Raw genomic sequence first — 25,946 nt, forward strand, 5'->3', positions numbered from 1 at the left:
GCGGGGCGCAGCGCGTCACGGTGATTCGGCGACACGTAACTCGAGGCGAGAGGCCTTCGACGTGGCAGCACCGCAGAACTACCTCGCAGTCATCAAAGTCATCGGTGTCGGCGGCGGTGGTGTCAATGCCATCAACCGGATGATCGAGGTCGGTCTCAAGGGCGTCGAGTTCATCGCCATCAACACCGACGCGCAAGCTCTGTTGATGAGCGACGCCGACGTCAAGCTGGACGTCGGCCGTGAACTCACCCGCGGACTCGGCGCCGGAGCCAACCCGGCCGTGGGCCGCAAGGCCGCCGAGGACCACCGCGAGGAGATCGAGGAGGTCCTCAAGGGGGCCGACATGGTCTTCGTGACAGCCGGTGAAGGCGGCGGCACCGGCACCGGCGGCGCGCCCGTCGTGGCCAACATCGCCCGCTCGCTCGGCGCTCTCACCATCGGTGTGGTCACGCGCCCGTTCACCTTCGAGGGGCGGCGCCGCGCGAACCAGGCCGAGGACGGCATCGCCGAACTCCGCGAAGAGGTCGACACCCTCATCGTCATCCCGAACGACCGGCTGCTGTCCATCTCGGACCGCCAGGTCTCGGTGCTGGACGCGTTCAAGTCGGCCGACCAGGTCCTGCTCTCCGGTGTCCAGGGCATCACCGACCTCATCACCACCCCCGGCCTCATCAACCTCGACTTCGCCGACGTCAAGTCGGTCATGTCCGAGGCGGGCTCGGCGCTGATGGGCATCGGCTCGGCGCGCGGCGACGACCGCGCGGTGGCCGCCGCCGAGATGGCGATCTCCTCGCCGCTGCTGGAGGCGTCCATCGACGGCGCCCGCGGTGTGCTGCTCTCCATCTCCGGCGGGTCCGACCTCGGTCTGTTCGAGATCAACGAGGCCGCCCAGCTGGTGAGCGAGGCCGCTCACCCCGAGGCCAACATCATCTTCGGCGCGGTGATCGACGACGCCCTCGGCGACGAGGTCCGGGTCACCGTGATCGCGGCCGGCTTCGACGGCGGACAGCCGCCCTCCAAGCGGGACAACGTCCTCGGCTCGTCCTCGGCCAAGCGCGAGGAGCCGGCCCCGGCGCGGCAGACCGAGAGCCGGCCGTCCTTCGGCTCGCTCGGCAGCGTGACCCCGAAGGAGGACCCGGAGCCCGCTCCGGAACCGGCGAACGACATCCCGGTCGCCCCGCCGGTCCCGCCGGCGCCGCGGACCTACTCGGACAGCGCGGCCGAGGAACTGGACGTACCGGACTTCCTCAAGTGATCCTTCAGTCGTGATAGGACAGCGCGAAAGCGTGAGCGGCGCGCACTTCGGCTTCACCGACCGGTGGGGCGGAGTGAGCGCCGCTCCGTATGAGGAGCTCAATCTCGGCGGAGCGGTCGGCGACGACCCCGACGCCGTACGCGCCAACCGGGACCTGGCCGCCAAGTCCCTGGGCGTCGAGCCGGACCGGGTGGTCTGGATGAACCAGGTGCACGGGGCCGACGTGGCGGTGGTGGACCGGCCGTGGGGATCTTCGTCCGAGATCCCCTCGGTCGACGCGATCGTCACGGTGAAGCGGGGGCTCGCCCTCGCGGTGCTCACCGCGGACTGCGTGCCGGTCCTGCTCGCCGACCCCGTCGCCGGGATCGTCGCGGCGGCTCACGCGGGCCGGCCCGGCATGATCGCCGGGGTCGTCCCGGCCGCTCTACGCGCGATGACGGACCTGGGCGCCGAGCCCTCCCGGATCGTCGCCCGCACCGGGCCCACCGTCTGCGGCCGGTGCTACGAAGTGCCCGAGGCGATGCGCGCCGAGGTCTCCGCCGTCGAGCCGGCGGCGTACGCCGAAACCAGTTGGGGCACTCCGGCGGTCGACGTGAGTGCCGGAGTGCACGCCCAGCTTGAACGGCTCGGGGTGCGCGACCGGGCGCAGGCTCCGGTGTGCACGCTGGAGTCGGACGATCACTTCTCGTATCGCCGCGACCGGACCACGGGTCGGCTCGCGGGCTATGTATGGCTGGACTGATGGGGCATGACGGACCGTAAGGACGAACTCGCCGCGAATCTGGCGAAAGTTGAGCGACGTATCGCCGATGCGTGCGCGGCCGCCGGGCGGGGGCGCGAGGAAGTGACCCTGATCGTGGTCACCAAGACGTATCCCGCGAGCGATGTGCGCATGCTGGCGGAACTCGGGGTGCGGCACGTCGCCGAGAACCGCGACCAGGACGCGGCCCCCAAGGCCGCCGCCTGTACGGATCTGCCCCTTTCATGGCATTTCGTCGGTCAACTCCAGACCAACAAGGTGCGATCGGTGGTCGGTTACGCGGACTTCGTGCAGTCCGTCGATCGTCCCAAGCTCGTCACAGCTCTGTCGAAGGAGGCTGTGCGGACCGGGCGCGAACTGGGGTGTCTGCTCCAGGTCGCGCTCGACGCCGGGGAGAGCGCGCGGGGCGAGCGGGGCGGCGTGGCCCCCGGCGGGATCGAGGAGTTGGCCGGCCTCGTGGCCGACGCGCCGGGGTTGCGGCTCGGCGGACTGATGACCGTCGCGCCGCTCACCGGCGAATATGCGGGACGCGAACAGGCGGCGTTCGAGCGGTTGATGGTTTTGTCGACCGACCTGCGCCGGAGTCATCCGACTGCCACCATGGTCTCGGCAGGGATGAGTGCGGACCTCGAACAGGCCGTGGCGGCCGGAGCGACACATGTGCGCGTCGGCAGCGCGGTACTCGGAGTCCGCCCCAGGCTCGGGTAACGTCGCCAAGAAGTCGGACCACAGCAGAAAATATGGTCATTGCCGCCGATAGGCGGACTCAAGGACCTCGTGGATCGCAGGCACTTGGCAGTCGTCAGCAGATCCACCACAGAGCGGAGGACTCAGAGCATGGCCGGCGCGATGCGCAAGATGGCGGTCTACCTCGGCCTCGTGGAGGACGATGGGTACGACGGCCGCGGATTCGACCCCGACGACGACTTCGAACCCGAACTGGACCCGGAGCCCGAGCGGGACCACCGACGGCACGAGCCGTCCCATCAGCCGCACGTCTCACATCAGCCCCAAAGGGACGAAGAGGTACGAGTCGTACAGCCGTCCGTGCCTCGCGAACCGGCCCCCCGTTCCGCTTCGCTCCCCGCGGAATCCGGACGCCCGGCGCGTATCGCGCCCGTGGCATCCATCACACAAGAACGCGCAAGTCTGGAGAAGAACGCACCGGTGATCATGCCCAAGGTCGTGTCCGAACGAGAGCCTTACCGGATCACCACACTCCACCCACGGACCTACAACGAGGCCCGTACCATCGGGGAACACTTCCGTGAAGGCACTCCGGTGATCATGAATCTGACTGAGATGGATGACACAGATGCGAAGCGACTTGTCGACTTTGCGGCTGGTCTGGTGTTTGGTCTTCACGGCAGTATCGAGCGGGTGACGCAGAAGGTGTTCCTGTTGTCGCCTGCTAACGTCGATGTCACGGCGGAGGACAAGGCCCGCATCGCAGAGGGCGGGTTCTTCAACCAGAGCTGAGACGCACCACCGGAAACAGCAGTACCCAGCAGGGCACAGGGGAGAGGGAAGCGCAGGTCATGAGCGTGGTTCTGGATGTCATCTACATCGCGCTGATGTGCTTTCTCATCGTGCTCATCTTCCGGTTGGTCATGGACTATGTCTTCCAGTTCGCCCGCTCATGGCAACCCGGCAAGGCGATGGTGGTCGTTCTGGAGGCCACCTACACTGTCACTGATCCACCGCTCAAGCTTCTGCGGCGGGTCATTCCGCCGCTGCGTCTCGGGGGCGTGGCGCTAGACCTGTCCTTCTTCGTACTGATGATCATCGTCTACATCCTGATCTCGATCGTGAGCCGGCTGTGATGAGCGATGTGACCTACCGTCTTGCCGAATGCCGACGACTACGTTGAGGTGAAGAGATGCCGTTGACCCCCGAGGACGTGCGGAACAAGCAGTTCACGACCGTCCGCCTCCGAGAAGGCTATGACGAGGACGAGGTCGATGCCTTCCTCGATGAGGTCGAAGCCGAACTGACCCGCCTGCTCCGCGAGAACGAGGACCTGCGCGCCAAGCTGGCCGCGGCCACGCGCGCTGCTGCCCAGAATCAGCAGAACATGCGCAAGCCTCCGGAGCCCCAGCAGGATCAGCAGCAACAGCAGCAGCAGGGCATGCGCGGTCCGGGTGGTCCTGTACCCGCCGGCATATCGGGCCCGCCGCAGCAGCAGATGGGTGGCCCCATGGGTGGTCCGCCCCAGCTGCCGAGCGGTGCCCCGCAGCTGCCCGCCGGTCCCGGCGGTCAGGGTGGTCCGCAGGGCCCCGGTCCGATGGGCCAGGGTCCGGGCGGTCCCGGCCCGATGCAGCAGCAGATGCAGCAGCAGATGGGTGGCCCGATGGGCGGCCCCATGGGCGGTCCTCCGATGGGCGGCCCCGGTCAGGGAGGCCCCGGTGGCGACAGCGCCGCCCGTGTCCTCTCGCTGGCCCAGCAGACCGCCGACCAGGCGATCGCCGAGGCCCGTTCCGAAGCCAACAAGATCGTCGGGGAAGCGCGTTCGCGTGCCGAGGGTCTGGAGCGTGACGCCCGTGCCAAGGCCGATGCCCTGGAGCGGGACGCGCAGGAGAAGCACCGCGTGGCGATGGGCTCCCTGGAGTCCGCTCGCGCCACGCTGGAGCGCAAGGTCGAGGACCTGCGCGGCTTCGAGCGCGAGTACCGCACGCGCCTGAAGTCGTACCTGGAGTCGCAGCTGCGTCAGCTGGAGACCCAGGCCGACGACTCGCTGGCTCCGCCGCGCACTCCGGCTGCCGCGTCCCTCCCGCCGTCCCCGGCGCCTTCCATGGCTCCGGCCGGCGCGAGCGCCCCGTCCTACGGCGGTGGCAACCAGACGATGGGCGGCGGCCCGTCGCCGTCCGGTCCGTCCTACGGCGGTCAGCAGCAGATGTCTCCGGCGATGACCCAGCCGATGGCGCCCGTGCGTCCGCAGGGCCCCTCGCCGATGGGTCAGGCGCCCTCGCCCATGCGGGGCTTCCTGATCGACGAGGATGACAACTGACGGCCTGATGGCCAGTAGTACGGCGTAGACATCGGCAGCGTTCAGGGCGAGGCCCCGGGGTGATCCCGGGGCCTCGCTCTTTTGCATGCTTGTTCGTGCGTACGCAACGCCGAAGGCCCGGTCCCGCCAAGATCTTTGGCGGGACCGGGCCTTCGGGCTGAGCGCTACGCCTTGCGCAGGCGGAAGGTCAGGGTCAGACCCTCGTCGGTGAAGGGCTCGCCGTACGTGTCGTCCGCCTCGCCCTCCACGAAGTCCGTCGCCAGGACCTCGTCGGCGATCAGGCCGGTGTGCTCGGCCAGCGCCTCGGTGACGGCCGGGTCGGTCGCCGTCCAGCGCAGCGCGATGCGGTCGGCCACATCGAGGCCGCTGTTCTTGCGGGCCTCCTGGATCAGCCGGATCGCGTCACGGGCCAGGCCCGCACGCCGGAGTTCCTCCGTGATCTCCAGGTCGAGGGCGACCGTGGCACCCGAGTCGGACGCCACCGACCAGCCCTCGCGCGGCGTCTCCGTGATGATCACCTCATCGGGAGCCAGCGTGATGGTCTCGCCGTCGACCTCCACCGAGGCCGTGCCCTCGCGCAGGGCCAGGGACAGGGCGGCCGCGTCCGCGTTCGCGACGGCCTTGGCCACGTCCTGGACGCGCTTGCCGAACCGCTTGCCCAGCGCGCGGAAGTTGGCCTTGGCCGTGGTGTCGACCAGGGAGCCGCCGACGTCGCTCAGGGTCGCGAGCGATTCGACGTTCAGCTCCTCCGTGATCTGGGTGCGCAGCCCGGAGTCCAGCGCGTCGAAGCCCGACGCGGCGATCAGGGCGCGGGACAGCGGCTGACGCGTCTTGACGCCCGACTCCGCGCGCGTGGCACGGCCCAGCTCCACGAGCCGGCGCACCAGCACCATCTGCTTCGACAGCTCCGGGTCGATGGCCGTGAGGTCCGCCTCGGGCCAGGAGGAGAGATGGACCGACTCCGGGGCGCCCGGGGCGACCGGGACGATCAGGTCCTGCCAGACCCGCTCGGCGATGAACGGGGTCAGCGGGGCCATGAGCTGCGTGACCGTCTCGACGACCTCGTGCAGGGTGCGCAGGGCCGCCTTGTCGCCCTGCCAGAAGCGGCGGCGGGAGCGGCGCACGTACCAGTTCGACAGGTCGTCGACGAACGCGGACAGCAGCTTGCCGGCGCGCTGGGTGTCGTAGGCGTCGAGCGCCTGGGTGACCTGGTCGGTGAGCGCGTGCAGTTCGGACAGCAGCCAGCGGTCCAGGACCGGGCGGTCGGCCGGGGCCGGGTCGGCCTCGGAGGGGGCCCAGCCCGACGTACGGGCGTACAGGGCCTGGAAGGCGACCGTGTTCCAGTAGGTGAGGAGCGTCTTGCGGACGACCTCCTGGATGGTGCCGTGGCCGACGCGGCGGGCCGCCCAGGGGGAGCCGCCGGCCGCCATGAACCAGCGGACCGCGTCGGCGCCGTGCCGGTCCATGAGCGGGATGGGCTCCAGGGTGTTGCCCAGGTGCTTGGACATCTTGCGGCCGTCCTCGGCGAGGATGTGGCCGAGGCAGACCACGTTCTCGTACGACGACTTGTCGAAGACCAGGGTGCCGACCGCCATCAGCGTGTAGAACCAGCCGCGGGTCTGGTCGATGGCCTCGCAGATGAACTGCGCCGGGTAGCGGGACTCGAAGGTGTCCTTGTTCTTGTACGGGTAGCCCCACTGCGCGAACGGCATCGAACCCGAGTCGTACCAGGCGTCGATGACCTCGGGCACGCGCGTGGCCGTGCTGCCGCAGCCGTCCTGCGGGCAGGTGAAGGTGACCGCGTCGATGTAGGGGCGGTGCGGGTCCAGGCCCGACTGGTCGGTGCCGGTCAGCTCGGTCAGCTCGGTGAGGGAGCCGACGCAGGTGAGGTGGTCGTCCTCGCAGCGCCAGATGGGCAGCGGCGTGCCCCAGTAGCGGTTGCGGGAGAGCGCCCAGTCGATGTTGTTGTCCAGCCAGTCGCCGTAGCGGCCGTGCTTGACCGTGTCCGGGAACCAGTTGGTGTTCTCGTTCTCCGCGAGGAGACGGTTCTTGATCTCCGTGGTGCGGATGTACCAGGAGGGCTGCGCGTAGTAGAGCAGCGCGGTGTGGCAGCGCCAGCAGTGCGGGTAGCTGTGCTCGTACGGGATGTGCCGGAAGAGCAGGCCGCGGCTGTCGAGGTCCTCGGTGAGCTTCTCGTCGGCCTTCTTGAAGAAGACGCCGCCGACGAGGGGGACGTCCTCCTCGAAGGTGCCGTCCGGGCGGACCGGGTTCACGACCGGGAGGCCGTAGGAGCGGCAGACCTTGAGGTCGTCCTCACCGAAGGCGGGGGACTGGTGGACCAGACCCGTGCCGTCCTCGGTCGTGACGTAGTCGGCGTTGACCACGTAGTGGGCCGGCTCCGGGAACTCCACCAGCTCGAACGGGCGCTGGTACGTCCAGCGCTCCATCTCGGCGCCCGTGAAGGTCTGGCCGGTGGTCTCCCAGCCCTCGCCGAGGGCCTTGGCGACGAGCGGCTCGGCGACGACGAGCTTCTCCTCGCCGTCGGTCGCGACGACGTAGGTGACCTCGGGGTGCGCGGCGACCGCCGTGTTGGACACCAGGGTCCACGGGGTCGTCGTCCACACCAGGAGCGCCGCCTCGCCGGCCAGCGGGCCTGAGGTGAGCGGGAAGCGGACGAACACGGACGGGTCGACGACCGTCTCGTAGCCCTGCGCCAGCTCGTGGTCGGACAGGCCCGTGCCGCAGCGGGGGCACCAGGGGGCGACGCGGTGGTCCTGGGCCAGCAGGCCCTTGTTGAAGATCTCCTTGAGCGACCACCAGACCGACTCGATGTACTCGGGGTCCATGGTGCGGTACGGGTCCTGGAGGTCGGTCCAGTAGCCCATGCGGGTCGTGAGCGCCTCGAAGGCGTCCGTGTGCCGGGTCACCGACTCGCGGCACTTGGCGTTGAACTCGGCGATGCCGTACGCCTCGATGTCCTGCTTGCCGGAGAAGCCGAGCTCCTTCTCCACCGCCAGCTCGACCGGGAGGCCGTGGCAGTCCCAGCCGGCCTTGCGGGCCACGTGGTAGCCGCGCATGGTGCGGAAGCGGGGGAAGACGTCCTTGAAGACGCGGGCCTCGATGTGGTGGGCGCCGGGCATGCCGTTGGCGGTGGGCGGGCCCTCGTAGAACACCCACTCGGGGCGGCCCTCGGACTGCTCCAGGCTCTTGGCGAAGATCTTCTGCTCGCGCCAGAACTCGAGCACCGCGTGCTCGAGCGCGGGCAGGTCTACCTGGGCGGGTACCTGGCGGTACGTCGGCGATGTCATCAGCGGGCTTCCTCCGGCGGACTTGCTGCCTTCCGTCCGGAGGGACGAGAGCTACGTCATTGCCTGCGCCGACTTCGGCGCGCTCCCGCGGTACCACCCTCCTTGGCCCTCCGGTGCGGGGTGTGCGCCGGTGAGCCCCCTCATTGGGGTCGCGATGCCGGGTCTACCGGCCGCTGCTGTTCGGCTGCGGCTTTCTTCCGGCGGCTCCGGGGTGATCTTCACGTCGCGCTCGCCCCCGGGCTTCCACCGTCCCCGGGTCGCTCTGGGCTGCGTACGCCGCTACTCGTCCCCATCCACGCTTTTCGCTCCGCCCAGTGTACGGCGCCGGGCGGACAGCGGCCGACCGCATTTTCGGGGCCGCGGGGGAAGGGGTGGCGTAAAGGGTGGTGTTTGGGTTTGATGACCCGAATGGAGTGGTATGGGTGTTCGGATCCTGGGACGTCCGGCTCGGCGGATTACCGGGCGGGGAGCTGGGCACAACGGATGCAGGTTCGCCGCGCGGCGTGCGCGAGGCGGGCGAATCGGGCGGTGTGCCCCGTTGCCGCGGGACTCAAGTCGATTTATCGTCCCAGCACGATTCGCGAGCAAGATCACAATATGTGAAGGGGCCGCGGCCATGGTGGCGAAGAAGACCGCCGTACAGCAGCCGGCGTCCGGCAGGTCCGCGGAGGCCTCCGGTGGTGCGCCCAAGGACCCGGGTGGGAAGAAGACCACCCAGGGAGGCTCGGCGGGGCGGGCGGCGAAGGGGGCGACCGAGAAGGCGACCGAGGGGACGAAGGCGGCGGTCACCAGGACCAGGGCGGCGGTCAAGAAGGTGACGGCCAAGAAGGCGGCGGCGGGAAAGGCCGTGGCGAGGAGGGTCGCGGGCAAGGCGGCCGGGGCCGAGGGAGCCGGGGCCAAGGGGGCCGGTGAAAAAGCTGAGGTCGAAGAGGCTGAGGTCGGCAAGACTGGGGCCGGGGGGCCTGCGGCCGAGGAGGCTGGGGTCGAGAGAACCGCGGCCGGGAATGCCGGGGCTGAGAAGACCGGCGCTGAGAAGACCGAGACCGAGAAGACCGAGACCGAGAAGACCGAGGCCGAGCGGGCTGCTGCCAAGAAGGCGGCGACCAAGAAGACCGCTGTCCGGAAGGCCACGGCCAAGAAGGCCGCAGCCGGGAAGGCGTCGGGCGCGAAGGCTGCGGCCGGGAAGGCCGCGAGCAGGAAAGCCGCTGTCGGTGAGGCCGCGGGGCAGAAGGCTGCGGCTGGGAAAGCCGCGGGCAAGGAGGCCGCTGTCGGCGGGCCAGCGGGGGAGAAGGCCGCAGTCGGCCGGACCGCGGAGAAGACGGCCGCAGCCGGCCGGACCGCGGGTAAGAAGGCCACGGCCAAGAAGGCCGCTGTCGGTGAGGTCGCGGAGAAGAAGGCCGCGGTGAAGAGGGCGAAGGCGGCCAAGGCCGTCGCCGCCGAGAAGGGCGTCGGGGCCGAGGGCGTGCGCGCCGGAGGCAAGAGCACCACCACGAAGAGCGCGGCCGCGAAGGGCACTGCCCAAAGCGGCGCGGTCACACAGGACAAGGCCGGGAAGAGCACGGCCGAGAAGGCGGACGCGGTCGAGGCCGCGACGCAGACGGGAGCGACCACGGTGGGTGCGAAGAAGACTCCTGGCGCGGCGACGGCGGCCAAGACCGCCGTCCCGAAGGCACGGGTCGCCGCGGCGGAGCCCGGTGAGCTCGCGGTACGCCCTGGGGAGGACCCCTGGACGGAGGCGGAGGTCGAGGACGCGCGTGCCGAGCTGACCTCCGAGGAGACCCGGCTGCGGGAGGAGATCACGTCGTCGGAGCGCTCGCTCGCCGGTCTGATGCGCGACTCCGGGGACGGCGCGGGCGACGACCAGGCGGACACCGGCACCAAGAACATCACCCGCGAGCACGAGCTGGCCCTGGCCGCCAACGCGCGCGAGATGCTCCTCCAGACCGAGCGCGCCCTGGACCGTCTCCACTCGGGCACCTACGGCCTGTGCGAGAACTGCGGCAACCCCATCGGCAAGGCCCGGATGCAGGCCTTCTCCCGGGCCACGCTGTGCGTGGAGTGCAAGCAGAAGCAGGAGCGCAGGTACTGACCGGCGGCCGAATGCCGCCTGAGCACATGGGGGCACCGGGCGTGTCGTACCCTCGTGCTCAGTCAGGCACCTAGGTTGAGGGACTCACGTGGCAGAGGCGGAGCGCATCATCGGTACGCCGGACACACCGGACGCTGCCGGGGACGGGCAGGAGCGGCCCGAGGACGCGGCGGCGGGCGAGCGCGCCGACTCCGAGGGCACCCGGCCCGCCGGGGAGTCCGGCACGGGTGACGCGGCCGCGCCGCCCCGGGGCAAGCGGCGTATCGCGGTCCTGTTCGTCGTGGCCCTGTTCGCGTACGCCCTCGATCTGAGCACCAAGATGATCGTGGTGGCCAAGCTGGAGCACCACCCGCCGATCGAGATCATCGGGGACTGGCTGAAGTTCGAGGCGATCCGCAACGCGGGCGCGGCCTTCGGCTTCGGCGAAGCCTTCACGGTGATCTTCACCATGATCGCGGCGGCGGTGATCGTGGTGATCGCCCGGCTCGCCCGCAAGCTCTACAGCCTGCCCTGGGCGCTCGCGCTCGGGCTGCTGCTCGGCGGTGCGCTGGGCAACCTCACCGACCGGATCTTCCGGGCGCCGGGTGTCTTCGAGGGCGCGGTCGTGGACTTCATCGCGCCCAAGCACTTCGCCGTCTTCAACCTGGCCGACTCGGCGATCGTGTGCGGCGGCATCCTGATCGTGCTGCTGTCCTTCAAGGGGCTCGACCCGGACGGCACCGTCCACAAGGACTGACAGGCGCCGTACGGGACTGTCGGACCCGTCCGGCATACTCGACGGGTGAGCACGATTCCCGAGATCCGCACCCTGCCCGTGCCCGACGGCCTGGAGGGCGAGCGCGTCGACGCCGCCATCTCCCGGATGTTCGGCTTCTCCCGGACCAAGGCGGCCGAACTCGCCGCCGCGGGGAAGGTCACGGTCGACGGGTCGGTGGTCGGAAAGTCGGAGCGTGTGCACGGCGGCGCCTGGCTGGAGGTCGAGATGCCCCAGGCGCCCGCGCCGGTGCAGGTCGTGGCCGAGCCGGTCGAGGGCATGGAGATCGTGCACGACGACGATGACGTGGTCGTGATCGTCAAGCCCGTGGGCGTCGCCGCGCACCCGTCGCCGGGCTGGACCGGGCCGACCGTCATCGGGGGCCTGGCCGCCGCCGGGTACCGCATCTCCACCTCCGGCGCCGCCGAGCGCCAGGGCATCGTGCACCGCCTCGACGTCGGCACGTCGGGGCTGATGGTCGTCGCCAAGTCGGAGTACGCGTACACGTCGCTGAAGCGCCAGTTCAAGGAGCGCACGGTCGACAAGCGGTACCACACGCTCGTCCAGGGCCACCCCGACCCGACCAGCGGCACCATCGACGCGCCCATCGGCCGCCACCCCCACCACGACTACAAGTGGGCGGTCACCGCCGAGGGCAAGGCGTCCGTCACGCACTACGACCTCATCGAGGCCTTCCGCGCGGCATCGCTCCTCGATGTGAAGCTGGAGACCGGCCGCACCCACCAGATCCGCGTCCACATGGCCGCCCACCGGCACCCCTGCGTCGGCGACCTGACCTACGGCGCCGACCCGACGCTGGCCAAGCGCCTCGGCCTGACGCGGCAGTGGCTGCACGCGGTGCGCCTCGGCTTCGAGCACCCCGGGGACGGGCAGTGGGCGGAGTTCTCCTGCGACTACCCGGAGGACCTGCAGAAGGCCCTGGACCAGGTCCGGGAGGAGACGTACGCATGAGCACCGCGCGGTATGCGGTGCGTGTCGCGGAGGACCCCGCCGACCGTGAGGCGTGCTTCGCGGTGCGCAAGGAGGTCTTCGTCGGCGAGCAGGGCGTGCCTGAGGACCTCGAGTACGACGCGTACGACGCGGGGGCCGTGCATGTGCTGGCCGTCCGGGAGGACGGCGAGCCGCTCGGCACCGGGCGGCTGCTGTACGGCGAGGCGGCCGAGGCGCAGACCGGGGCCGGCCCCTCCGTGGGCTCGCTGGGCCGGCTCGCCGTGACGGGCGGGGCGCGCGGGCTCGGTGTCGGGGTCGCCCTGGTGCGGGCCATCGAGGAGGCCGCACGCGCGCGTGGTCTCACGGCCGTGGACCTGCACGCCCAGACGCACGCGCTCGGCTTCTACGCGCGGCTGGGCTACGAGGCGTACGGGCCGGAGTACTTGGAGGCGGGCATCCCGCACCAGGGGATGCGGCGTCCGCTCTAGCCGTTCGCCGCGGGTGCCGAAACGGTTTGTCCGTGGAGTTGCGTGGCAGGCTTGAGTTCAGTCGTATGACCGTCTGACCTCCCGGAGCGCTGACCGTGGATCAGTTGGCCCTGTTGTTCGTGCTGCTGCTCGGGGCCGTGATCAGCGTCCCGGTCGGGGACCGGCTGGGGATGCCCGCGCCGGTGCTGATGACGCTCCTGGGCATAGTCCTCGCGCTGCTCGAGTTCGTACCGAACGTCGAGATCCCGCCGGACCTCATCCTGCCGCTGCTGCTGCCGCCCCTGCTGTACGCCGCCGTGCGGCGCACGTCATGGCGGCAGTTCGCCGCGAACAAGAGACCCATCTTCCTGCTGGCCGTGGCGCTGGTGTTCGTCACCATGGCCTGTGTGGCCGCCACGGCCGACGCGATCGTGCCGGGGCTGCCGCTGGCCGCGGCGTTCGCGCTCGGAGCGCTGGTCGCGCCGCCGGACCCGGTCGCGGCCACCGCCGTCGCCGGGCAGCTGGGGCTGCCGCGCCGGCTGGTGTCGATCCTGGAGGGCGAGGGGCTCTTCAACGACGTGACGGCCATCGTCCTGTACCACGTGGCGATCGCCGCCGCCGTCAGCGGGACGTTCTCGCCCTGGCAGGCCGGGCTCGATCTGGTGCTGTCGGCCGTGGTGGGGGCGGCCGTGGGCATCGGGCTGGGCTGGGGCGCCAACAAGCTGATGGAACTGCTCGGGGACGCGACCCTGCAGATCGGGCTGACCCTGCTGGTGCCGTACGCCTCGTACGTCATGGCCGAGGAACTGCACGGCTCCGGAGTGCTCGCCGTGCTCACCACCGCCGTGTTCCTCGCGGAGTACGGGTCCGACGCCGACGACGTCATGACACGGCTGGCCGGGCACACCTTCTGGAACATCGTCGACACCCTCGTCACCGGCGTCGCCTTCGGGCTGGTCGGTCTCGAACTGCACAACGCCATCCGCACCGCGTCCGGCCGCTGGGGCGAACTGCTCGGCTGGGCGGCCGTGGTGGTGGCCGTCGTCGTGCTCGTCCGGCTGCTGTGGCTGCTGCCGGCGACCTGGCTGACCAAACGGCTGCACGCGCGGCGGGACTACGACGAGGACATCCCGGTGAGCTGGCGCGAGACCGTCGTCATGTGGTGGTCGGGGATGCGCGGGGTCGCCTCGGTGGCGTTGGTGCTGGCCATTCCGCTGGAGACGGACGCGGGGGCGCCCTTCCCCAACCGGGACGAGCTCATCTTCATCGCGTTCGGGGTGATCGTGGCGACGCTGGTGGTGCAGGGGCTGACCCTGCCGTGGCTGGTGCGGCGGCTGGGCGTGAAGGCCGACACGGACCACGAGAAGGAACTCGCGAAGGAACTGGCGATCCGGGCGTCCAAGGCGGCGAAGCGCCGGCTGCGCGAGATCGAGGAGGAAGAGGAGCTCCCCGAGGAGTTGTCCGAGCAGATGCTGCGGCGGGCCTTCGACATCGGGGTGCGCATCAGTCCCGAGGTCGCGGAGGACGAGCGGCGGGAGGCCTCCCGGGAGCGGGCGCGGCGGCTGAAGCAGGTGCGGCGGATCCAGCAGGAGATGCTGAGTGCGGCGCGGCACGAGGTGCTGGCGGCGCGCAGCGAGCCGGGGGCCGATCCCGAGGTCGTGGACCGGGTGTTGCGGCATCTCGATGTGCGGTCGATGCGGTGACCGGCTTCCCGGCGGGGTCTTCGACGTCGGCGGCTGACGGGTCGTAGGGTCGTCGTATGGCTCGGAATGTGGTGATCAGTGGTGGAGGGACCGGGATCGGGCTCGCGGCGGCGCGGGCGTTCGCCGCGGGCGGGGATCAGGTGCTGTTGCTCGGGCGGCGGGTCGACGTGCTGGAGAAGGCCGGGGTGCCGGGGGCGCGGACGTACGCGGCGGATCTCACCGAACCGGCGGACGTACGGGGTGTCGCCGCCTTCGTGGAGCGGGAGTTCGGGGCCGTGGACGTCCTCGTGCACAGCGCCGGGGGCAACGGACTGCTCGAACCGGACGCCGGGCACGACGACCCGCTCGAGGCCGTCGCGCACGACTGGACCGTGAACTTCCGGCTCAACACCCTGACCGCCGTCCTGCTCACCGAGGCACTGAAGCCGCGCCTCGCCGAGCCCGGCGGGCGGGTGCTGTTCCTCGGCTCCATCGCCGCCTACCGGGGGTCCGGGAGCGGGGCGTACGCGGCGGCCAAGGCGGGTCTGCACCCATACGCCCATGATCTGGCCCGGCAGCTGGGGCCGCGCGGCATCACCGTGAACGTGGTCGCGCCCGGCTATGTCGAGGACACCGAGTTCTTCGGGGACGCGATGAGCGAGGAGCGGCGGGCGCGGCTCGTCGAGGAGACCTCGACCAAGCGGGCCGGGACCCCCGGTGACGTCGTCGAGACCCTGCACTGGCTGGCCTCCCAGGGGGCCGGGCACATCACGTCCCAGATCATCCAGGTCAACGGCGGCGCCGAACGCGGTCACTGAGAGCCAGCAAGGAGAAGGGGGCCGCCCGCGGTACGGGCAGCCCGCTTTTTTCCGGCTCCGGTGCCGTCAGCGCTCCGGCCTCGCCGAGCCGTGGTAGCGGCGCTGCTGGGGCGGGACGCCGTCCTGCGACGGGCGGTGGCCGTTCCCGCTCCCGTTGCCGTTCCAGGACGGCGGCAGGAGCGCGTCCGCCGTGTTGACCCGGGGGAGGGCGTACGGGTGCTCCTCGGTCAGCCAGCGGAGCATCTCCTCGCGGACCGTGACCCGCACCGTCCAGATGTCGTCCGCGTCCTTGGCCGTCACCAGGGCCCGCACCTGCATCGTGCTCGGGGTGGTGTCCGTGACGCACAGGTTGTAGGCGCGGCCGTCCCAGGCCGGGCACTCGCGCAGGATGTCGCGGAGCTTCTCGCGCATCGCCTCCACGGGGGCCGTGTGATCGAGGTGCCAGAAGACGATGCCGGTCATCTGCGGGGTGCCGCGCGACCAGTTCTCGAACGGCTTGGACGTGAAGTACGAGACCGGCATGGTGATCCGGCGCTCGTCCCAGGTGTGGACGGTCAGGAACGTCAGCGTGATCTCCTCGACCGTGCCCCACTCGCCGTCCACCACCACGGTGTCCCCGATGCGCACCATGTCGCCGAAGGCGATCTGGAACCCCGCGAACATGTTGCTCAGCGTGGACTGGGCGGCGACACCGGCGACGATGCCGAGGATGCCGGCCGAGGCCAGCAGCGAGGCGCCCGCCGCCCGGAACGCCGGGAACGTCAGCAGCATGCTCGCCGTGGCCACCACGCCGACGACCGCGGACACCACCCGCATGATCAGCGTCACCTGGGTGCGCACCCGGCGGACCCTGGCCGGATCACGGTGGGCGCGGGCGCTGGCGTACCGGCTGTAGGACGTCTCGACGATCGCCCCCGCGATACGGATCACCAGCCAGGCGGCCGAGCCGATGAGCAGCAGCGTCAGCCCCTGGCCGAGGCCCTCGCGGTGGTCTTCCAGCAGGTCCGCCTCGTCGTACGACCCTCTCAGGAGGGCCGCGAAGAGCACGAGCTGGTAGGGGATACGGCCGCGGCGGAGCAGACCCCAGAGCTGGGTCTCGTGGTGCCGTTCGTCGGCCTTGCGCAGCAGGAAGTCGGTGGCCCAGCCGATCACGAGCGTGAGCACGACCGAGCCACCGACCACGATCAGCGGTCGTAGCAGGTTCTCCATGCCCCCGAACCTAACCGGCACCGGCAGGCATGAACATGTGACTTCCGTCCGGTCCTGGGTACTGCCGCGATCTCGCGGTGTCACACCCGGCTGGCACCATGGGCTTCATGAACATCATGCTCTTTCACTCGACCCAGGGGCTGCGGCCCGCGGTGCTCCGGGCCGCTGACCGGCTGCGCACGGCCGGACACGAGGTGTGGACGCCCGACCTCTTCGAGGGGCGCACCTTCGAGGCGGTCGAGGAGGGCATGGAGCACCAGGAGAAGATCGGTAAGGACGAGCTGCTGAAGCGGGCCGTACTGGCGGCCGCGCCCTACTCCGAGCGCGGGCTGGTGTACGCGGGATTCTCGCTCGGCGCCTCGATCGCCCAGACCCTCGCCCTCGGCGACGACAAGGCGCGCGGGCTGCTGCTCCTGCACGGCACGTCGGACATCGCGCCGGACGCCACGGCGGACGACCTCCCGGTCCAGCTGCACGTGGCGGAGCCGGACCCCTTCGAGACGGACGACTGGCTCAGCGCCTGGTATCTCCAGATGGGCCGGACCGGCGCGGACGTCGAGGTGTACCGCTACGCCGGGGCCGGTCACCTCTACACCGACCCCGACCTGCCGGACTACGACGAGGAGGCCGCCGAGGCCACCTGGCGGGTGGCGCTCGGCTTCCTTGAGAGCCTGTGAACGCTTACACCGGGTCGTGGACCCGCTCGAGCTTCTGGGTGCCGCTGCGGGTGCGGTAGGAGCGGGCCCACTTGGCGGTCGCGTCGCGGGTCGCGCGGCCGGAGAGGACGTAGTAGTCCATCTGCGCCCGCTCGGCCGTGATGTCCAGGACGCCGTAGCCGTGGCGGTCGGTGTCGACCCAGTGGACGTGGCGGTTGGCGGCGCGGATGACGGGTGAGGCGACCGCGGAGACCGTGCCCTCGGGGACTTTGACGATGTCGTCGAGGTTGTCGGAGGTGACCGAGGTGACGACGAACTCCGTGGCGGCGGACGGGGACAGCGGGTAGGTGCCGGCGTTCACCGGTACGTCGTTGGCCCAGGCCATGTGGATGTCGCCGGTCAGGAAGACCGTGTTGCGGATCGCGCCCGCGCGCAGATGGGCCAGGATCTCGCGGCGGTCGTCGGTGTAGCCGTCCCACTGGTCGGTGTTGAGGGCCAGGCCCTCCTGCGGCAGGCCGAGCAGCTTGGCGAGGGGCTTCAGCAGATCGGCGGAGAGCGAGCCTATGGCGAACGGCGAGATCATCACCGAGTTGCCGACCAGCCGCCAGGTGGTGTCGGACGCCGTCAGCCCCGCCTTGAGCCAGTCGAGCTGGGCGCGGCCGGTGAGCGTGCGGTCCGGGTCGTCGACCTCGCCGTTGCCCACCTTGACCTGCTGCGAGCGGAAGGACCTCAGGTCCAGCAGCGAGAGATCGGCCAGCTTGCCGAAACGCAGCCGGCGGTAGGTGGTGCCCGCGATCGCCGGACGCACCGGCATCCACTCGAAGTAGGCCTGCTTGGCGGCGGCCTGACGCGCGGACCAGGCGCCCTCCGCGCCCTCCGTGTGGTTCTCGGCACCGCCCGGCCAGGCGTCGTTGGCGAACTCGTGGTCGTCCCAGATCGCCACGACCGGAGCCGCGGTGTGCAGGGCCTGGAGGTCCGGGTCGGTCTTGTAGCGCGCGTGCCGTATGCGGTAGTCGGCGAGCGTGACGATCTCGTGGGCCGGGGCGTGCGGCCGTACGACCGTGCCGCGCGTGCCGTACTCGCCGGTGCCGTACTCGTAGATGTAGTCGCCGAGATGCAGCCAGGCGTCCAGGTCGCCGCGGGCCGCGAGATGGCGGTACGAGGAGAAGTAACCGGCCTCCCAGTTGGCGCAGGAGACCACGCCGAAGCGGAGGTTCGCGACGGCCGCGTCGGCCGCCGGGGCGGTGCGGGTGCGCGCGGCGGGGGAGTCGGTGCCGCCACTGGAGAAGCGGAACCAGTAGTCGGTGGCCGGCCTGAGGCCCCGGATGTCGGCCTTCACCGTGTGGTCGGAGGCGGCCTTCGCCGTGGTGGAGCCCTTGGCGACGATCGTGGTGAACGCCCGGTCCTCGGCGACGACCCAGCTCACCTCGGTGTCCGGGCCCAGACCGGAGCCGGCGACCGCCTCCGGCACGGGGGTCACGCGGGTCCACAGCAGGACACCGTCGGGCAGAGGGTCACCGGAGGCCACGCCGTGCAGGAAGGCGGGGGCCTGGTCGGCGGCGCGCGCGGGCAGGGAGGCGGCGAGCGGCCCGGCCAGGACAGCGGTCGCCGCCGCGGCCTTGACGACCGTACGCCGGCGCGGGTGGAGGAAGTTGAGGCCCTCGGATGTCTTCGATGATCTGTATCGACTGGTCACGGTCGATCAGGTTACTGATCAGTATGCACCAGAGCGGGCGAACTCCGGAAGTTCGCCCGCTCTTCACGCGGTGGCCCGGACCGGACCCGCCGTCACTTCTTGAGGGCCTCGCCGACCACCCTGTTGAAGTCGGCCACGGTCATCAGCGGCGTGCCCTGGTTGTCGGCGGTGAGCTGCTTGCCGTCCATGACGAAGCCCGGGGTGCCCGTCACCCCGTCCTTGTTGTCGTCGAAGCTCTTGGACATGGCCATCGCCCAGGCGTCGTAGGTGCCCTTCTTGACCGCGTCCTGGAACTTCTTGTTGTCCTTCAGCTCGGGGACGGTGTTCGCGACCTTGATGAGGTAGCTGTCGTCCTTGAACTTGTCGGTCGTCTCCTCCGGGTGGAACTTCGCCGAGTACAGCGCGGCCTTGTAGTCGAGGAACGCGGCGTCGCTCACGTTCAGCGCGGCGCCCATCGCGCTCAGCGCGTTCTTGGAGCCCTCGCCGTTGTCCTTGTTGTCGATGAACGTGGCACCGACGAACTGCATCTTGTACTTGCCGTCGTCGATGTCCTTCTTCACGGTCGGACCGACGGTCTGCTCGAACTGGGCGCACACGGGGCAGCGCGCGTCCTCGTAGACCTTCAGGGTCTTCTTGGCCGAGTCCTTGCCGATGACGACCGTGGTGCCCTTGGTGCCCGTGGTGTTGGCGGGCGTGACGACCTTGGCGTCCTTCTGGCCCTCCCAGTAGCTGGGCTTGTTGGCCTGGACGACCGCGTAGCCGATGCCGCCGGCTATCGCCAGGACGCCGACGATGGAGCAGGCGACGACGATCTGCCGCTTGGCCTTGGCGCGCTTGGCCTCGCGCTCGCGCTCGGCGCGCAGCCGCTCGCGGGCCGCCGTCTTCGCCGCCTGGGTGTTCCGCTTGCTCATGGTGATGTTCTCCGTAAGGGGACGCGCACACGTGGGTGTGCGGAATGCGTAGGGGGACTGCCTGTGCTCGAAAGCTCAAGAGCTCGAAAGCCCGAGGAGTGAAAAGTGCCGGAGCGCCTCAGACGAAGGCGGGCGAGCACGGCGGTCCACGCCGCCCCAAGGTGTACGCGAGGATCAGGTCTCGGGCGGTGGGCGTGCGGTCGGCGGCGCGCGACGGCAGACACCGCCCGGCCGGGGACCGCTCCACCGCGACCGCGGCGACGGCCAGCAGCAGCGGCCGGAACGTCGTGGCCGCCACGGCCCGCAGCAGCTGGGCCAGGGCCCGCTCGCCGCGGCGCAGCCAGACGGCGGCGACCAGGCCCACGCCGATGTGCGCCCCGAGCAGCAGCCAGGCGGTGGCCGGGTCGGCGTGCGCGACCGCGGCCGCGAGCCGGTCGGTGCCGGTGGCCCCGGCCATCCGCGCCAGCGGGGTGCCCACCTCGCCGCCCCCGCACAGCACGTCCAGACCGACCGAACGCAGCGGACCGGCGACCGGGCCGCCGGCCCGGCCGTAGCAGGCGTGCTGACCTGCGGTGAACACCGTGTCGGCGGCCAGTTCCAGCGGGATCAGCAGGGCCGCGATCCGCCCGAAGGAGCGCTCGCGGCCCGCCAGGGCGTACGCGATCACGAACACGGCGGCGGCGACCGCGGCCACCGTGCCCATCGGGAGCGGGACCTGGGACAGCAGCACGTGCGACGCGGTGCTGAGTGTCACGACCACTGCCGTGAACAGCGCCGCGCGTACGGCTCTGAGCTGGATCCCGGATATGTCCATAGCGAAAGGAGAGTCTGTCATGGGGGCCGGTAAGAGACCCCTAAAGGATGCCTGTGGGGGAGCGGACGGCGAAAGCCCCGGCTACAGGCCCGGGATCCGGCCGTTGCGGAACAGGTCCACGAAGGTCTGGTGGTCGCCGCGCGCGCGTGCGCCGTAGGTGTGCGCGAAGTCGACCAGCAGCGGCGGGAAGCCGTCCTCGTCGGCCGCGATCGCCGCGTCGATGGCCCGCTCCGTGGAGAACGGCACCAGCGACTCCCCGGACTGGTCGTCCGCCGCCGAGTGCATGGTCGCCGTCGCCCGGCCGAGGTCGGCCACCACCTGGGCGATCTCCTCCGGGTCGTCGATGTCGCCCCAGTCGAGATCCACCGCGTACGGCGAGACCTCGGCGACCAGCTGGCCCGAGCCGTCCAGCTCCGTCCAGCCCAGCCACGGGTCGGCGTGGGCCTGGAGGGCGCGCTGGGAGATGACCGTGCGGTGCCCCTCGTGCTGGAAGTAGTCACGGATCGCCTGGTCCGTGATGTGCCGGGAGACGGCCGGGGTCTGGGCCTGCTTGATGTAGATCACGACATCGTTCTCCAGGGCGTCGCTGTGGCCCTCCAGAAGGATGTTGTACGACGGCAGCCCCGCCGAGCCGATGCCGATGCCGCGCCGGCCGACGACGTCCTTCACGCGGTAGGAGTCCGGGCGGGCCAGCGAGCTGTCCGGCAGCGTCTCCAGATAGCCGTCGAAGGCGGCGAGGACCTTGTAGCGCGTGGCCGCGTCCAGCTCGACGGAGCCGCCGCCCGGGGCGAAGCGGCGCTCGAAGTCGCGGATCTCCGTCATCGACTCCAGCAGGCTGAACCGGGTCAGCGAGCGGGCGTCCCGCAGCGCGTCCAGCAGCGGGCCCTGCGCGGTGTCCAGCGTGAACGGCGGCACCTCGTCGCTCTTCGCACCCGTGGCCAGGGCGTGGATCCGCTCGCGGTAGGCCACCGCGTAGATCGTCACCAGCTCGGAGATCTGCTCGTCGCTGAGCGCCTTCGCGTACCCGATCAGCGCGATGGACGCGGCGAAGCGCTTCAGGTCCCAGGTGAAGGGGCCGACGTAGGCCTCGTCGAAGTCGTTGACGTTGAAGATCAGCCGGCCGTTGGCGTCCATGTACGTGCCGAAGTTCTCCGCGTGCAGGTCGCCGTGGATCCACACGCGCGAGGTGCGCTCGTCCAGGTACGGCCCGCCCCGCTTCTCCGCCTCGAGGTCGTTGTAGAAGAGGCACGCCGTGCCCCGGTAGAAGGCGAAGGCCGAGGCCGCCATCTTCCGGAACTTCACCCGGAACGCGGCCGGGTCGGCGGCCAGCAGCTGGCCGAAGGCGGTGTCGAAGACGGCGAGGATTTCTTCGCCGCGGTGCTCGTCGTCGAGCGGCGGGAACGACATCGCTGGGTGCCTCCTGGTGCAGATGTTCGGGGCGGCAGGTCCGCCCCTTGACTAACGTGCGGCGGGTCGCGGGAGTGCCCGCGACCCTCGCCCGAAGGTACGCGGGTCAGCCCTCGGAGTGTCAGTGCCGAGGCATAGACTTCGACGCTGTCCCCCAGACTGTGCGCAGCCTGTCGGACCCCATTCGACCGATGTTCTCCCTGGAGGCCGAAGCCGTGTCAAAGCCGCCGTTCACGCACCTGCACGTCCACACCCAGTACTCGCTGCTGGACGGTGCCGCGCGGCTGAAGGACATGTTCAACGCGTGCAACGAGATGGGCATGTCGCACATCGCCATGTCCGACCACGGCAACCTCCACGGGGCGTACGACTTCTTCCACACCGCGCAGAAGGCCGGGGTCACGCCGATCATCGGCATCGAGGCGTACGTCGCGCCCGAGTCCCGCCGCAACAAGCGCAAGATCCAGTGGGGCCAGCCGCACCAGAAGCGGGACGACGTCTCCGGTTCCGGTGGATACACCCACAAGACGATGTGGGCGGTGAACAGCACCGGCCTGCACAACATCTTCCGGCTGTCCTCCGACGCGTACGCGGAGGGCTGGCTCCAGAAGTGGCCCCGGATGGACAAGGAGACCATCGCCCAGTGGTCCGAGGGCATCGTCGCCTCCACCGGCTGCCCCTCCGGCGAGGTCCAGACCCGGCTGCGCCTCGGCCACTTCGACGAGGCCCTCAAGGCCGCCGCCGACTACCAGGACATCTTCGGCAAGGACCGCTACTTCCTGGAGCTGATGGACCACGGCATCGAGATCGAGCGCCGGGTCCGCGACGGCCTGCTGGAGATCTCCAAGAAGCTCGGCATCCCCCCGCTGGTCACCAACGACTCGCACTACACCTACTCGCACGAGGCGTCCGCCCACGACGCCCTGCTGTGCATCCAGACCGGCAAGAACCTCTCCGACCCCGACCGCTTCCGGTTCGACGGCACCGGCTACTACCTGAAGTCCACCGACGAGATGTACGCCATCGACTCCTCGGACGCCTGGCAGGAGGGCTGCGCCAACACCCGGCTGATCGCCGAGATGGTCGACACCACGGGCATGTTCGAGAAGCGCGACCTCATGCCCAAGTTCGACATCCCGGAGGGGTACACCGAGGTCACCTGGTTCAAGGAGGAGGTGCGCCGCGGCATGGAGCGCCGCTTCCCCGGCGGCGTCCCCGAGGACCGCCAGAAGCAGGCGGAGTACGAGATGGACACCATCATCTCGATGGGCTTCCCGGGCTACTTCCTCGTGGTCGCCGACTTCATCATGTGGGCCAAGAAGCAGGGCATCGCGGTCGGCCCCGGCCGAGGCTCCGCGGCCGGCTCGATCGTCGCCTACGCGATGGGCATCACCGACCTCGACCCCATCCCGCACGGCCTGATCTTCGAGCGGTTCCTCAACCCCGAGCGCGTCTCCATGCCCGATGTCGACATCGACTTCGACGAGCGCCGGCGCGTCGAGGTGATCCGGTACGTGACGGAGAAGTACGGCGCCGACAAGGTCGCCATGATCGGCACCTACGGCACCATCAAGGCCAAGAACGCGATCAAGGACTCCGCGCGCGTGCTGGGCTACCCGTACGCGATGGGCGACCGCCTCACCAAGGCCATGCCCGCCGACGTCCTCGGCAAGGGCATCAACCTCGACGGCATCACCAACCCCGAGCACCCCCGCTACTCGGAGGCGGGCGAGATCCGGGGGATGTACGAGAACGAGCCGGACGTGAAGAAGGTCATCGACACCGCCAAGGGCGTCGAGGGCCTGGTCCGCCAGATGGGTGTGCACGCCGCCGGCGTGATCATGTCCAGCGAGACGATCACCGACCACGTCCCCGTCTGGGTCAGGCACACGGACAAGGTCACCATCACCCAGTGGGACTACCCGAGCTGCGAGTCGCTCGGCCTGCTGAAGATGGACTTCCTCGGCCTGCGCAACCTCACGATCATGGACGACGCCGTCAAGATGGTGAAGTCCAACAAGGGGGTCGACATCGACCTCCTGAGCCTCCCGCTCGACGACCCCACGACCTTCGAGCTGCTCCAGCGCGGCGACACCCTCGGCGTCTTCCAGTTCGACGGCGGCCCGATGCGCTCCCTGCTCCGGCTGATGAAGCCGGACAACTTCGAAGACATCTCCGCCGTGTCGGCCCTGTACCGCCCGGGCCCGATGGGCATGAACTCCCACACGAACTACGCCCTTCGAAAGAACGGCCAGCAGGAGATCACGCCCATCCACAAGGAGCTCGAAGAGCCCCTCAAGGAGGTCCTGGACGTCACCCACGGCCTGATCGTGTACCAGGAGCAGGTGCAGAAGGCCGCCCAGATCATCGCCGGGTACTCGCTCGGCGAGGCCGACATCCTCCGCCGCGTCATGGGCAAGAAGAAGCCCGAGGAACTGGCGAAGAACTTCGTCCTCTTCCAGGAGGGCGCCCGCAAGAAGGGCTTCAGCGACGAGGCCATCCAGGCCCTGTGGGACGTGCTGGTCCCCTTCGCCGGTTACGCGTTCAACAAGGCCCACTCCGCCGCGTACGGCCTGGTCTCGTACTGGACGGCGTACCTCAAGGCGAACCACCCCGCCGAGTACATGGCCGCCCTGCTCACCTCGGTGAAGGACGACAAGGACAAGTCGGCCGTCTACCTCAACGAGTGCCGCCGCATGGGCATCAAGGTGCTCCCGCCGGACGTCAACGAGTCGATGTCCAACTTCGCGGCCCAGGGCGACGACGTGATCCTCTTCGGCCTCTCCGCCGTCCGCAACGTCGGCACGAACGTCGTCGAGTCGATCATCAGGTGCCGCAAGGCCAAGGGGAAGTACGTCTCCTTCCCGGACTACCTCGACAAGGTGGAGGCGGTGGTCTGCAACAAGCGCACCACCGAATCGCTGATCAAGGCCGGCGCCTTCGACGCCATGAACCACACCCGCAAGGGCCTGACCGCGCACTACGAACCGATGATCGACAACGTGGTCGCGGTCAAGCGCAAGGAGGCCGAGGGACAGTTCGACCTCTTCGGCGGCATGGGCGAGGCGGCCGAGACCAGCGAGCCGGGCTTCGGGCTCGACGTGGAGTTCTCCCCCGACGAGTGGGACAAGACCTATCTGCTCGCCCAGGAGCGGGAGATGCTCGGTCTGTACGTCTCCGACCACCCGCTGTTCGGCCTGGAGCACATCCTGTCCGACAAGGCCGACGCGGGCATCTCCCAGCTCACCGGAGGTGACTACTCCGATGGCTCCGTGGTGACCATCGGCGGCATCATCTCGGGCCTCCAGCGCAAGATGACCAAGCAGGGCAACGCCTGGGCCATCGCCACCGTCGAGGACCTCGCCGGCTCGATCGAGTGCATGTTCTTCCCCGCGACCTACCAGCTCGTCTCGACCCAACTGGTCGAGGACGCCGTGGTGTTCGTCAAGGGCCGTCTCGACAAGCGGGAGGACGTGCCGCGGCTCGTCGCGATGGAGCTGATGGTGCCGGACCTGTCGAACGCGGGCACCAACGCGCCCGTGATCCTCACCATCCCGGCCACCCGGGTCACCCCGCCGCTGGTCAGCCGCCTCGGCGAGGTCCTCAGCCACCACAAGGGCGACAGCGAGGTCCGGATCAAGCTCCAGGGGCCGACCAAGACCACCGTGCTGCGCCTGGACCGGCACCGGGTGAAGCCGGACCCGGCGCTCTTCGGTGACCTGAAGGTGCTCCTCGGGCCGGCCTGCCTGGCCGGCTGAGGGATCTCGACGCGCGTGAGGGGCGTACCCGGTACCGGGTACGCCCCTCACGCGTATGCGCATACGAGTGGGTCTCAACGACCCGTCACGCAGATGTCAGTTGTGGCCGAAGCTGCGCTTCCGCTTGCGGGTCGCGATGTCGCCGGGGGCGGCCACCTCGACCTCGGGCTGGGGTTCCGTCTGCGCCGCGGGGCTGCGGTCCGCCCGCTGGCCACGCTCGGTGGGACGCTGCTGCTTACGGTCACGGTTCTTGTTCTTGGCCATGGTGATGCCTCCTGTGGGGGATCTAGGGGCCAGGGCCGGGACCAGATTCACACAGGCCGACAACGATCGCATGTCGGACAATTACCGTGCGTGACAGGGCTGGTCGGAGCGGGAAGGCCCGAAACGCCACGCCGAAGATC

21 protein-coding genes are annotated in these 25,946 nt (G+C 69.9%); 14 read left to right on the forward strand and 7 right to left on the reverse strand.

Annotated features, from left to right (window positions below):
• Positions 1-61 precede the first annotated feature (61 nt).
• The 6 genes from ftsZ (at position 62) to NNW99_RS28585 (ending at position 5,022) form a co-directional block, all read left to right on the forward strand.
• Positions 62-1,255 carry a cell division protein FtsZ gene (ftsZ, locus tag NNW99_RS28560; protein ID WP_215122036.1) on the forward strand — a complete coding sequence of 398 codons (1,194 nt, stop codon included), beginning with the start codon at positions 62-64 and terminating at the stop codon, positions 1,253-1,255.
• A 10-nt stretch (positions 1,256-1,265) separates the two neighbouring features.
• Positions 1,266-1,997: a peptidoglycan editing factor PgeF gene (gene pgeF, locus NNW99_RS28565; RefSeq protein ID WP_215122037.1), complete on the forward strand. Its 732-nt coding sequence runs from the start codon at positions 1,266-1,268 to the stop codon at positions 1,995-1,997.
• Positions 1,998-2,003: 6 nt separating this feature from the next.
• Positions 2,004-2,723 (forward strand): YggS family pyridoxal phosphate-dependent enzyme, encoded by a 720-nt coding sequence (locus tag NNW99_RS28570; protein ID WP_215122038.1) that lies wholly within the window; start codon positions 2,004-2,006, stop codon positions 2,721-2,723.
• A gap of 129 nt (positions 2,724-2,852) precedes the next feature.
• Entirely contained in the window at positions 2,853-3,494 is a 642-nt protein-coding gene (locus tag NNW99_RS28575; RefSeq protein ID WP_184596554.1) for a cell division protein SepF, read from the forward strand.
• A 59-nt stretch (positions 3,495-3,553) separates the two neighbouring features.
• Complete coding sequence (locus NNW99_RS28580) at positions 3,554-3,838, forward strand: YggT family protein (RefSeq protein ID WP_115908676.1); 285 nt, start codon at positions 3,554-3,556, stop codon at positions 3,836-3,838.
• A gap of 56 nt (positions 3,839-3,894) precedes the next feature.
• A complete protein-coding gene (locus tag NNW99_RS28585; protein ID WP_215122039.1) occupies positions 3,895-5,022 on the forward strand; it encodes a DivIVA domain-containing protein in 1,128 nt (375 codons plus the stop codon).
• A 164-nt stretch (positions 5,023-5,186) separates the two neighbouring features.
• Here the strand turns inward: NNW99_RS28585 and ileS are convergent, their stop codons facing one another.
• Positions 5,187-8,330 carry an isoleucine--tRNA ligase gene (gene ileS, locus NNW99_RS28590; protein ID WP_215122040.1) on the reverse strand — a complete coding sequence of 1,048 codons (3,144 nt, stop codon included), beginning with the start codon at positions 8,328-8,330 and terminating at the stop codon, positions 5,187-5,189.
• 616 nt (positions 8,331-8,946) lie between these two features.
• Between ileS and NNW99_RS28595 the strand changes: the two genes are divergently transcribed.
• The 6 genes from NNW99_RS28595 to NNW99_RS28620 all read left to right on the forward strand — a co-directional run bounded on the left by NNW99_RS28595 (position 8,947) and on the right by NNW99_RS28620 (position 15,091).
• Positions 8,947-10,419, forward strand: coding sequence for a TraR/DksA family transcriptional regulator (locus NNW99_RS28595; protein WP_215122041.1), 1,473 nt, complete (start codon positions 8,947-8,949; stop codon positions 10,417-10,419).
• Between the two features lie 88 nt (positions 10,420-10,507).
• Positions 10,508-11,155, forward strand: coding sequence for a signal peptidase II (gene lspA, locus NNW99_RS28600; RefSeq protein ID WP_215122042.1), 648 nt, complete (start codon positions 10,508-10,510; stop codon positions 11,153-11,155).
• A gap of 45 nt (positions 11,156-11,200) precedes the next feature.
• Entirely contained in the window at positions 11,201-12,145 is a 945-nt protein-coding gene (locus NNW99_RS28605) for an RluA family pseudouridine synthase (RefSeq protein WP_215122043.1), read from the forward strand.
• On the forward strand, positions 12,142-12,612 hold the full coding sequence (locus NNW99_RS28610) for a GNAT family N-acetyltransferase (protein WP_215122044.1): 471 nt from the start codon (positions 12,142-12,144) through the stop codon (positions 12,610-12,612). Before NNW99_RS28605 ends, NNW99_RS28610 begins: the two co-directional genes overlap by 4 nt.
• 95 nt (positions 12,613-12,707) lie before the next feature.
• A complete protein-coding gene (locus NNW99_RS28615; protein WP_215122045.1) occupies positions 12,708-14,294 on the forward strand; it encodes a Na+/H+ antiporter in 1,587 nt (528 codons plus the stop codon).
• 56 nt (positions 14,295-14,350) lie between these two features.
• Positions 14,351-15,091, forward strand: coding sequence for an SDR family NAD(P)-dependent oxidoreductase (locus tag NNW99_RS28620; protein ID WP_215122046.1), 741 nt, complete (start codon positions 14,351-14,353; stop codon positions 15,089-15,091).
• Positions 15,092-15,157: 66 nt separating this feature from the next.
• Here NNW99_RS28620 and NNW99_RS28625 read toward each other — a convergent pair whose 3' ends face one another.
• A complete protein-coding gene (locus tag NNW99_RS28625) occupies positions 15,158-16,300 on the reverse strand; it encodes a mechanosensitive ion channel family protein (protein ID WP_215122047.1) in 1,143 nt (380 codons plus the stop codon).
• 107 nt (positions 16,301-16,407) lie between these two features.
• Here NNW99_RS28625 and NNW99_RS28630 point away from each other — a divergent pair, with 107 nt between their 5' ends.
• Complete coding sequence (locus tag NNW99_RS28630; RefSeq protein ID WP_215122048.1) at positions 16,408-16,977, forward strand: dienelactone hydrolase family protein; 570 nt, start codon at positions 16,408-16,410, stop codon at positions 16,975-16,977.
• Between the two features lie 4 nt (positions 16,978-16,981).
• Here NNW99_RS28630 and NNW99_RS28635 read toward each other — a convergent pair whose 3' ends face one another.
• From NNW99_RS28635 to NNW99_RS28650, 4 genes are all read right to left on the reverse strand, one after another.
• Entirely contained in the window at positions 16,982-18,652 is a 1,671-nt protein-coding gene (locus NNW99_RS28635) for an alkaline phosphatase (RefSeq protein WP_215122049.1), read from the reverse strand.
• A 92-nt stretch (positions 18,653-18,744) separates the two neighbouring features.
• Positions 18,745-19,563 carry a thioredoxin domain-containing protein gene (locus NNW99_RS28640; protein WP_215122050.1) on the reverse strand — a complete coding sequence of 273 codons (819 nt, stop codon included), beginning with the start codon at positions 19,561-19,563 and terminating at the stop codon, positions 18,745-18,747.
• A gap of 118 nt (positions 19,564-19,681) precedes the next feature.
• Positions 19,682-20,377 carry a hypothetical protein gene (locus NNW99_RS28645; protein WP_215122051.1) on the reverse strand — a complete coding sequence of 232 codons (696 nt, stop codon included), beginning with the start codon at positions 20,375-20,377 and terminating at the stop codon, positions 19,682-19,684.
• An 81-nt stretch (positions 20,378-20,458) separates the two neighbouring features.
• Positions 20,459-21,784 carry a DUF2252 domain-containing protein gene (locus NNW99_RS28650; RefSeq protein WP_215122052.1) on the reverse strand — a complete coding sequence of 442 codons (1,326 nt, stop codon included), beginning with the start codon at positions 21,782-21,784 and terminating at the stop codon, positions 20,459-20,461.
• Positions 21,785-21,999: 215 nt separating this feature from the next.
• Here NNW99_RS28650 and dnaE point away from each other — a divergent pair, with 215 nt between their 5' ends.
• Positions 22,000-25,542 carry a DNA polymerase III subunit alpha gene (gene dnaE / locus NNW99_RS28655; protein WP_215124500.1) on the forward strand — a complete coding sequence of 1,181 codons (3,543 nt, stop codon included), beginning with the start codon at positions 22,000-22,002 and terminating at the stop codon, positions 25,540-25,542.
• 96 nt (positions 25,543-25,638) lie between these two features.
• Here dnaE and NNW99_RS28660 read toward each other — a convergent pair whose 3' ends face one another.
• Positions 25,639-25,806, reverse strand: coding sequence for a hypothetical protein (locus NNW99_RS28660; protein ID WP_251057969.1), 168 nt, complete (start codon positions 25,804-25,806; stop codon positions 25,639-25,641).
• Between the last annotated feature and the right edge of the window lie 140 nt (positions 25,807-25,946).

It is taken from the genome of Streptomyces sp. CRCS-T-1, assembly GCF_024442335.1.
In the GTDB taxonomy this organism is placed as follows: Bacteria; Actinomycetota; Actinomycetes; order Streptomycetales; family Streptomycetaceae; genus Streptomyces; species Streptomyces koelreuteriae.

Coding starts and splice junctions, on each gene's coding strand:
- NNW99_RS28570 (WP_215122038.1), top strand. CDS start 2,004: ATGACGGACCGTAAGGACGAACTCGCCGCGAATCTGGCGAAAGTTGAG.
- NNW99_RS28575 (WP_184596554.1), top strand. CDS start 2,853: ATGGCCGGCGCGATGCGCAAGATGGCGGTCTACCTCGGCCTCGTGGAG.
- NNW99_RS28580 (WP_115908676.1), top strand. CDS start 3,554: ATGAGCGTGGTTCTGGATGTCATCTACATCGCGCTGATGTGCTTTCTC.
- NNW99_RS28585 (WP_215122039.1), top strand. CDS start 3,895: ATGCCGTTGACCCCCGAGGACGTGCGGAACAAGCAGTTCACGACCGTC.
- ileS (WP_215122040.1), bottom strand. CDS start 8,330: ATGACATCGCCGACGTACCGCCAGGTACCCGCCCAGGTAGACCTGCCC.
- NNW99_RS28595 (WP_215122041.1), top strand. CDS start 8,947: ATGGTGGCGAAGAAGACCGCCGTACAGCAGCCGGCGTCCGGCAGGTCC.
- NNW99_RS28610 (WP_215122044.1), top strand. CDS start 12,142: ATGAGCACCGCGCGGTATGCGGTGCGTGTCGCGGAGGACCCCGCCGAC.
- NNW99_RS28620 (WP_215122046.1), top strand. CDS start 14,351: ATGGCTCGGAATGTGGTGATCAGTGGTGGAGGGACCGGGATCGGGCTC.
- NNW99_RS28625 (WP_215122047.1), bottom strand. CDS start 16,300: ATGGAGAACCTGCTACGACCGCTGATCGTGGTCGGTGGCTCGGTCGTG.
- NNW99_RS28630 (WP_215122048.1), top strand. CDS start 16,408: ATGAACATCATGCTCTTTCACTCGACCCAGGGGCTGCGGCCCGCGGTG.
- NNW99_RS28640 (WP_215122050.1), bottom strand. CDS start 19,563: ATGAGCAAGCGGAACACCCAGGCGGCGAAGACGGCGGCCCGCGAGCGG.
- NNW99_RS28645 (WP_215122051.1), bottom strand. CDS start 20,377: ATGGACATATCCGGGATCCAGCTCAGAGCCGTACGCGCGGCGCTGTTC.
- NNW99_RS28650 (WP_215122052.1), bottom strand. CDS start 21,784: ATGTCGTTCCCGCCGCTCGACGACGAGCACCGCGGCGAAGAAATCCTC.
- NNW99_RS28660 (WP_251057969.1), bottom strand. CDS start 25,806: ATGGCCAAGAACAAGAACCGTGACCGTAAGCAGCAGCGTCCCACCGAG.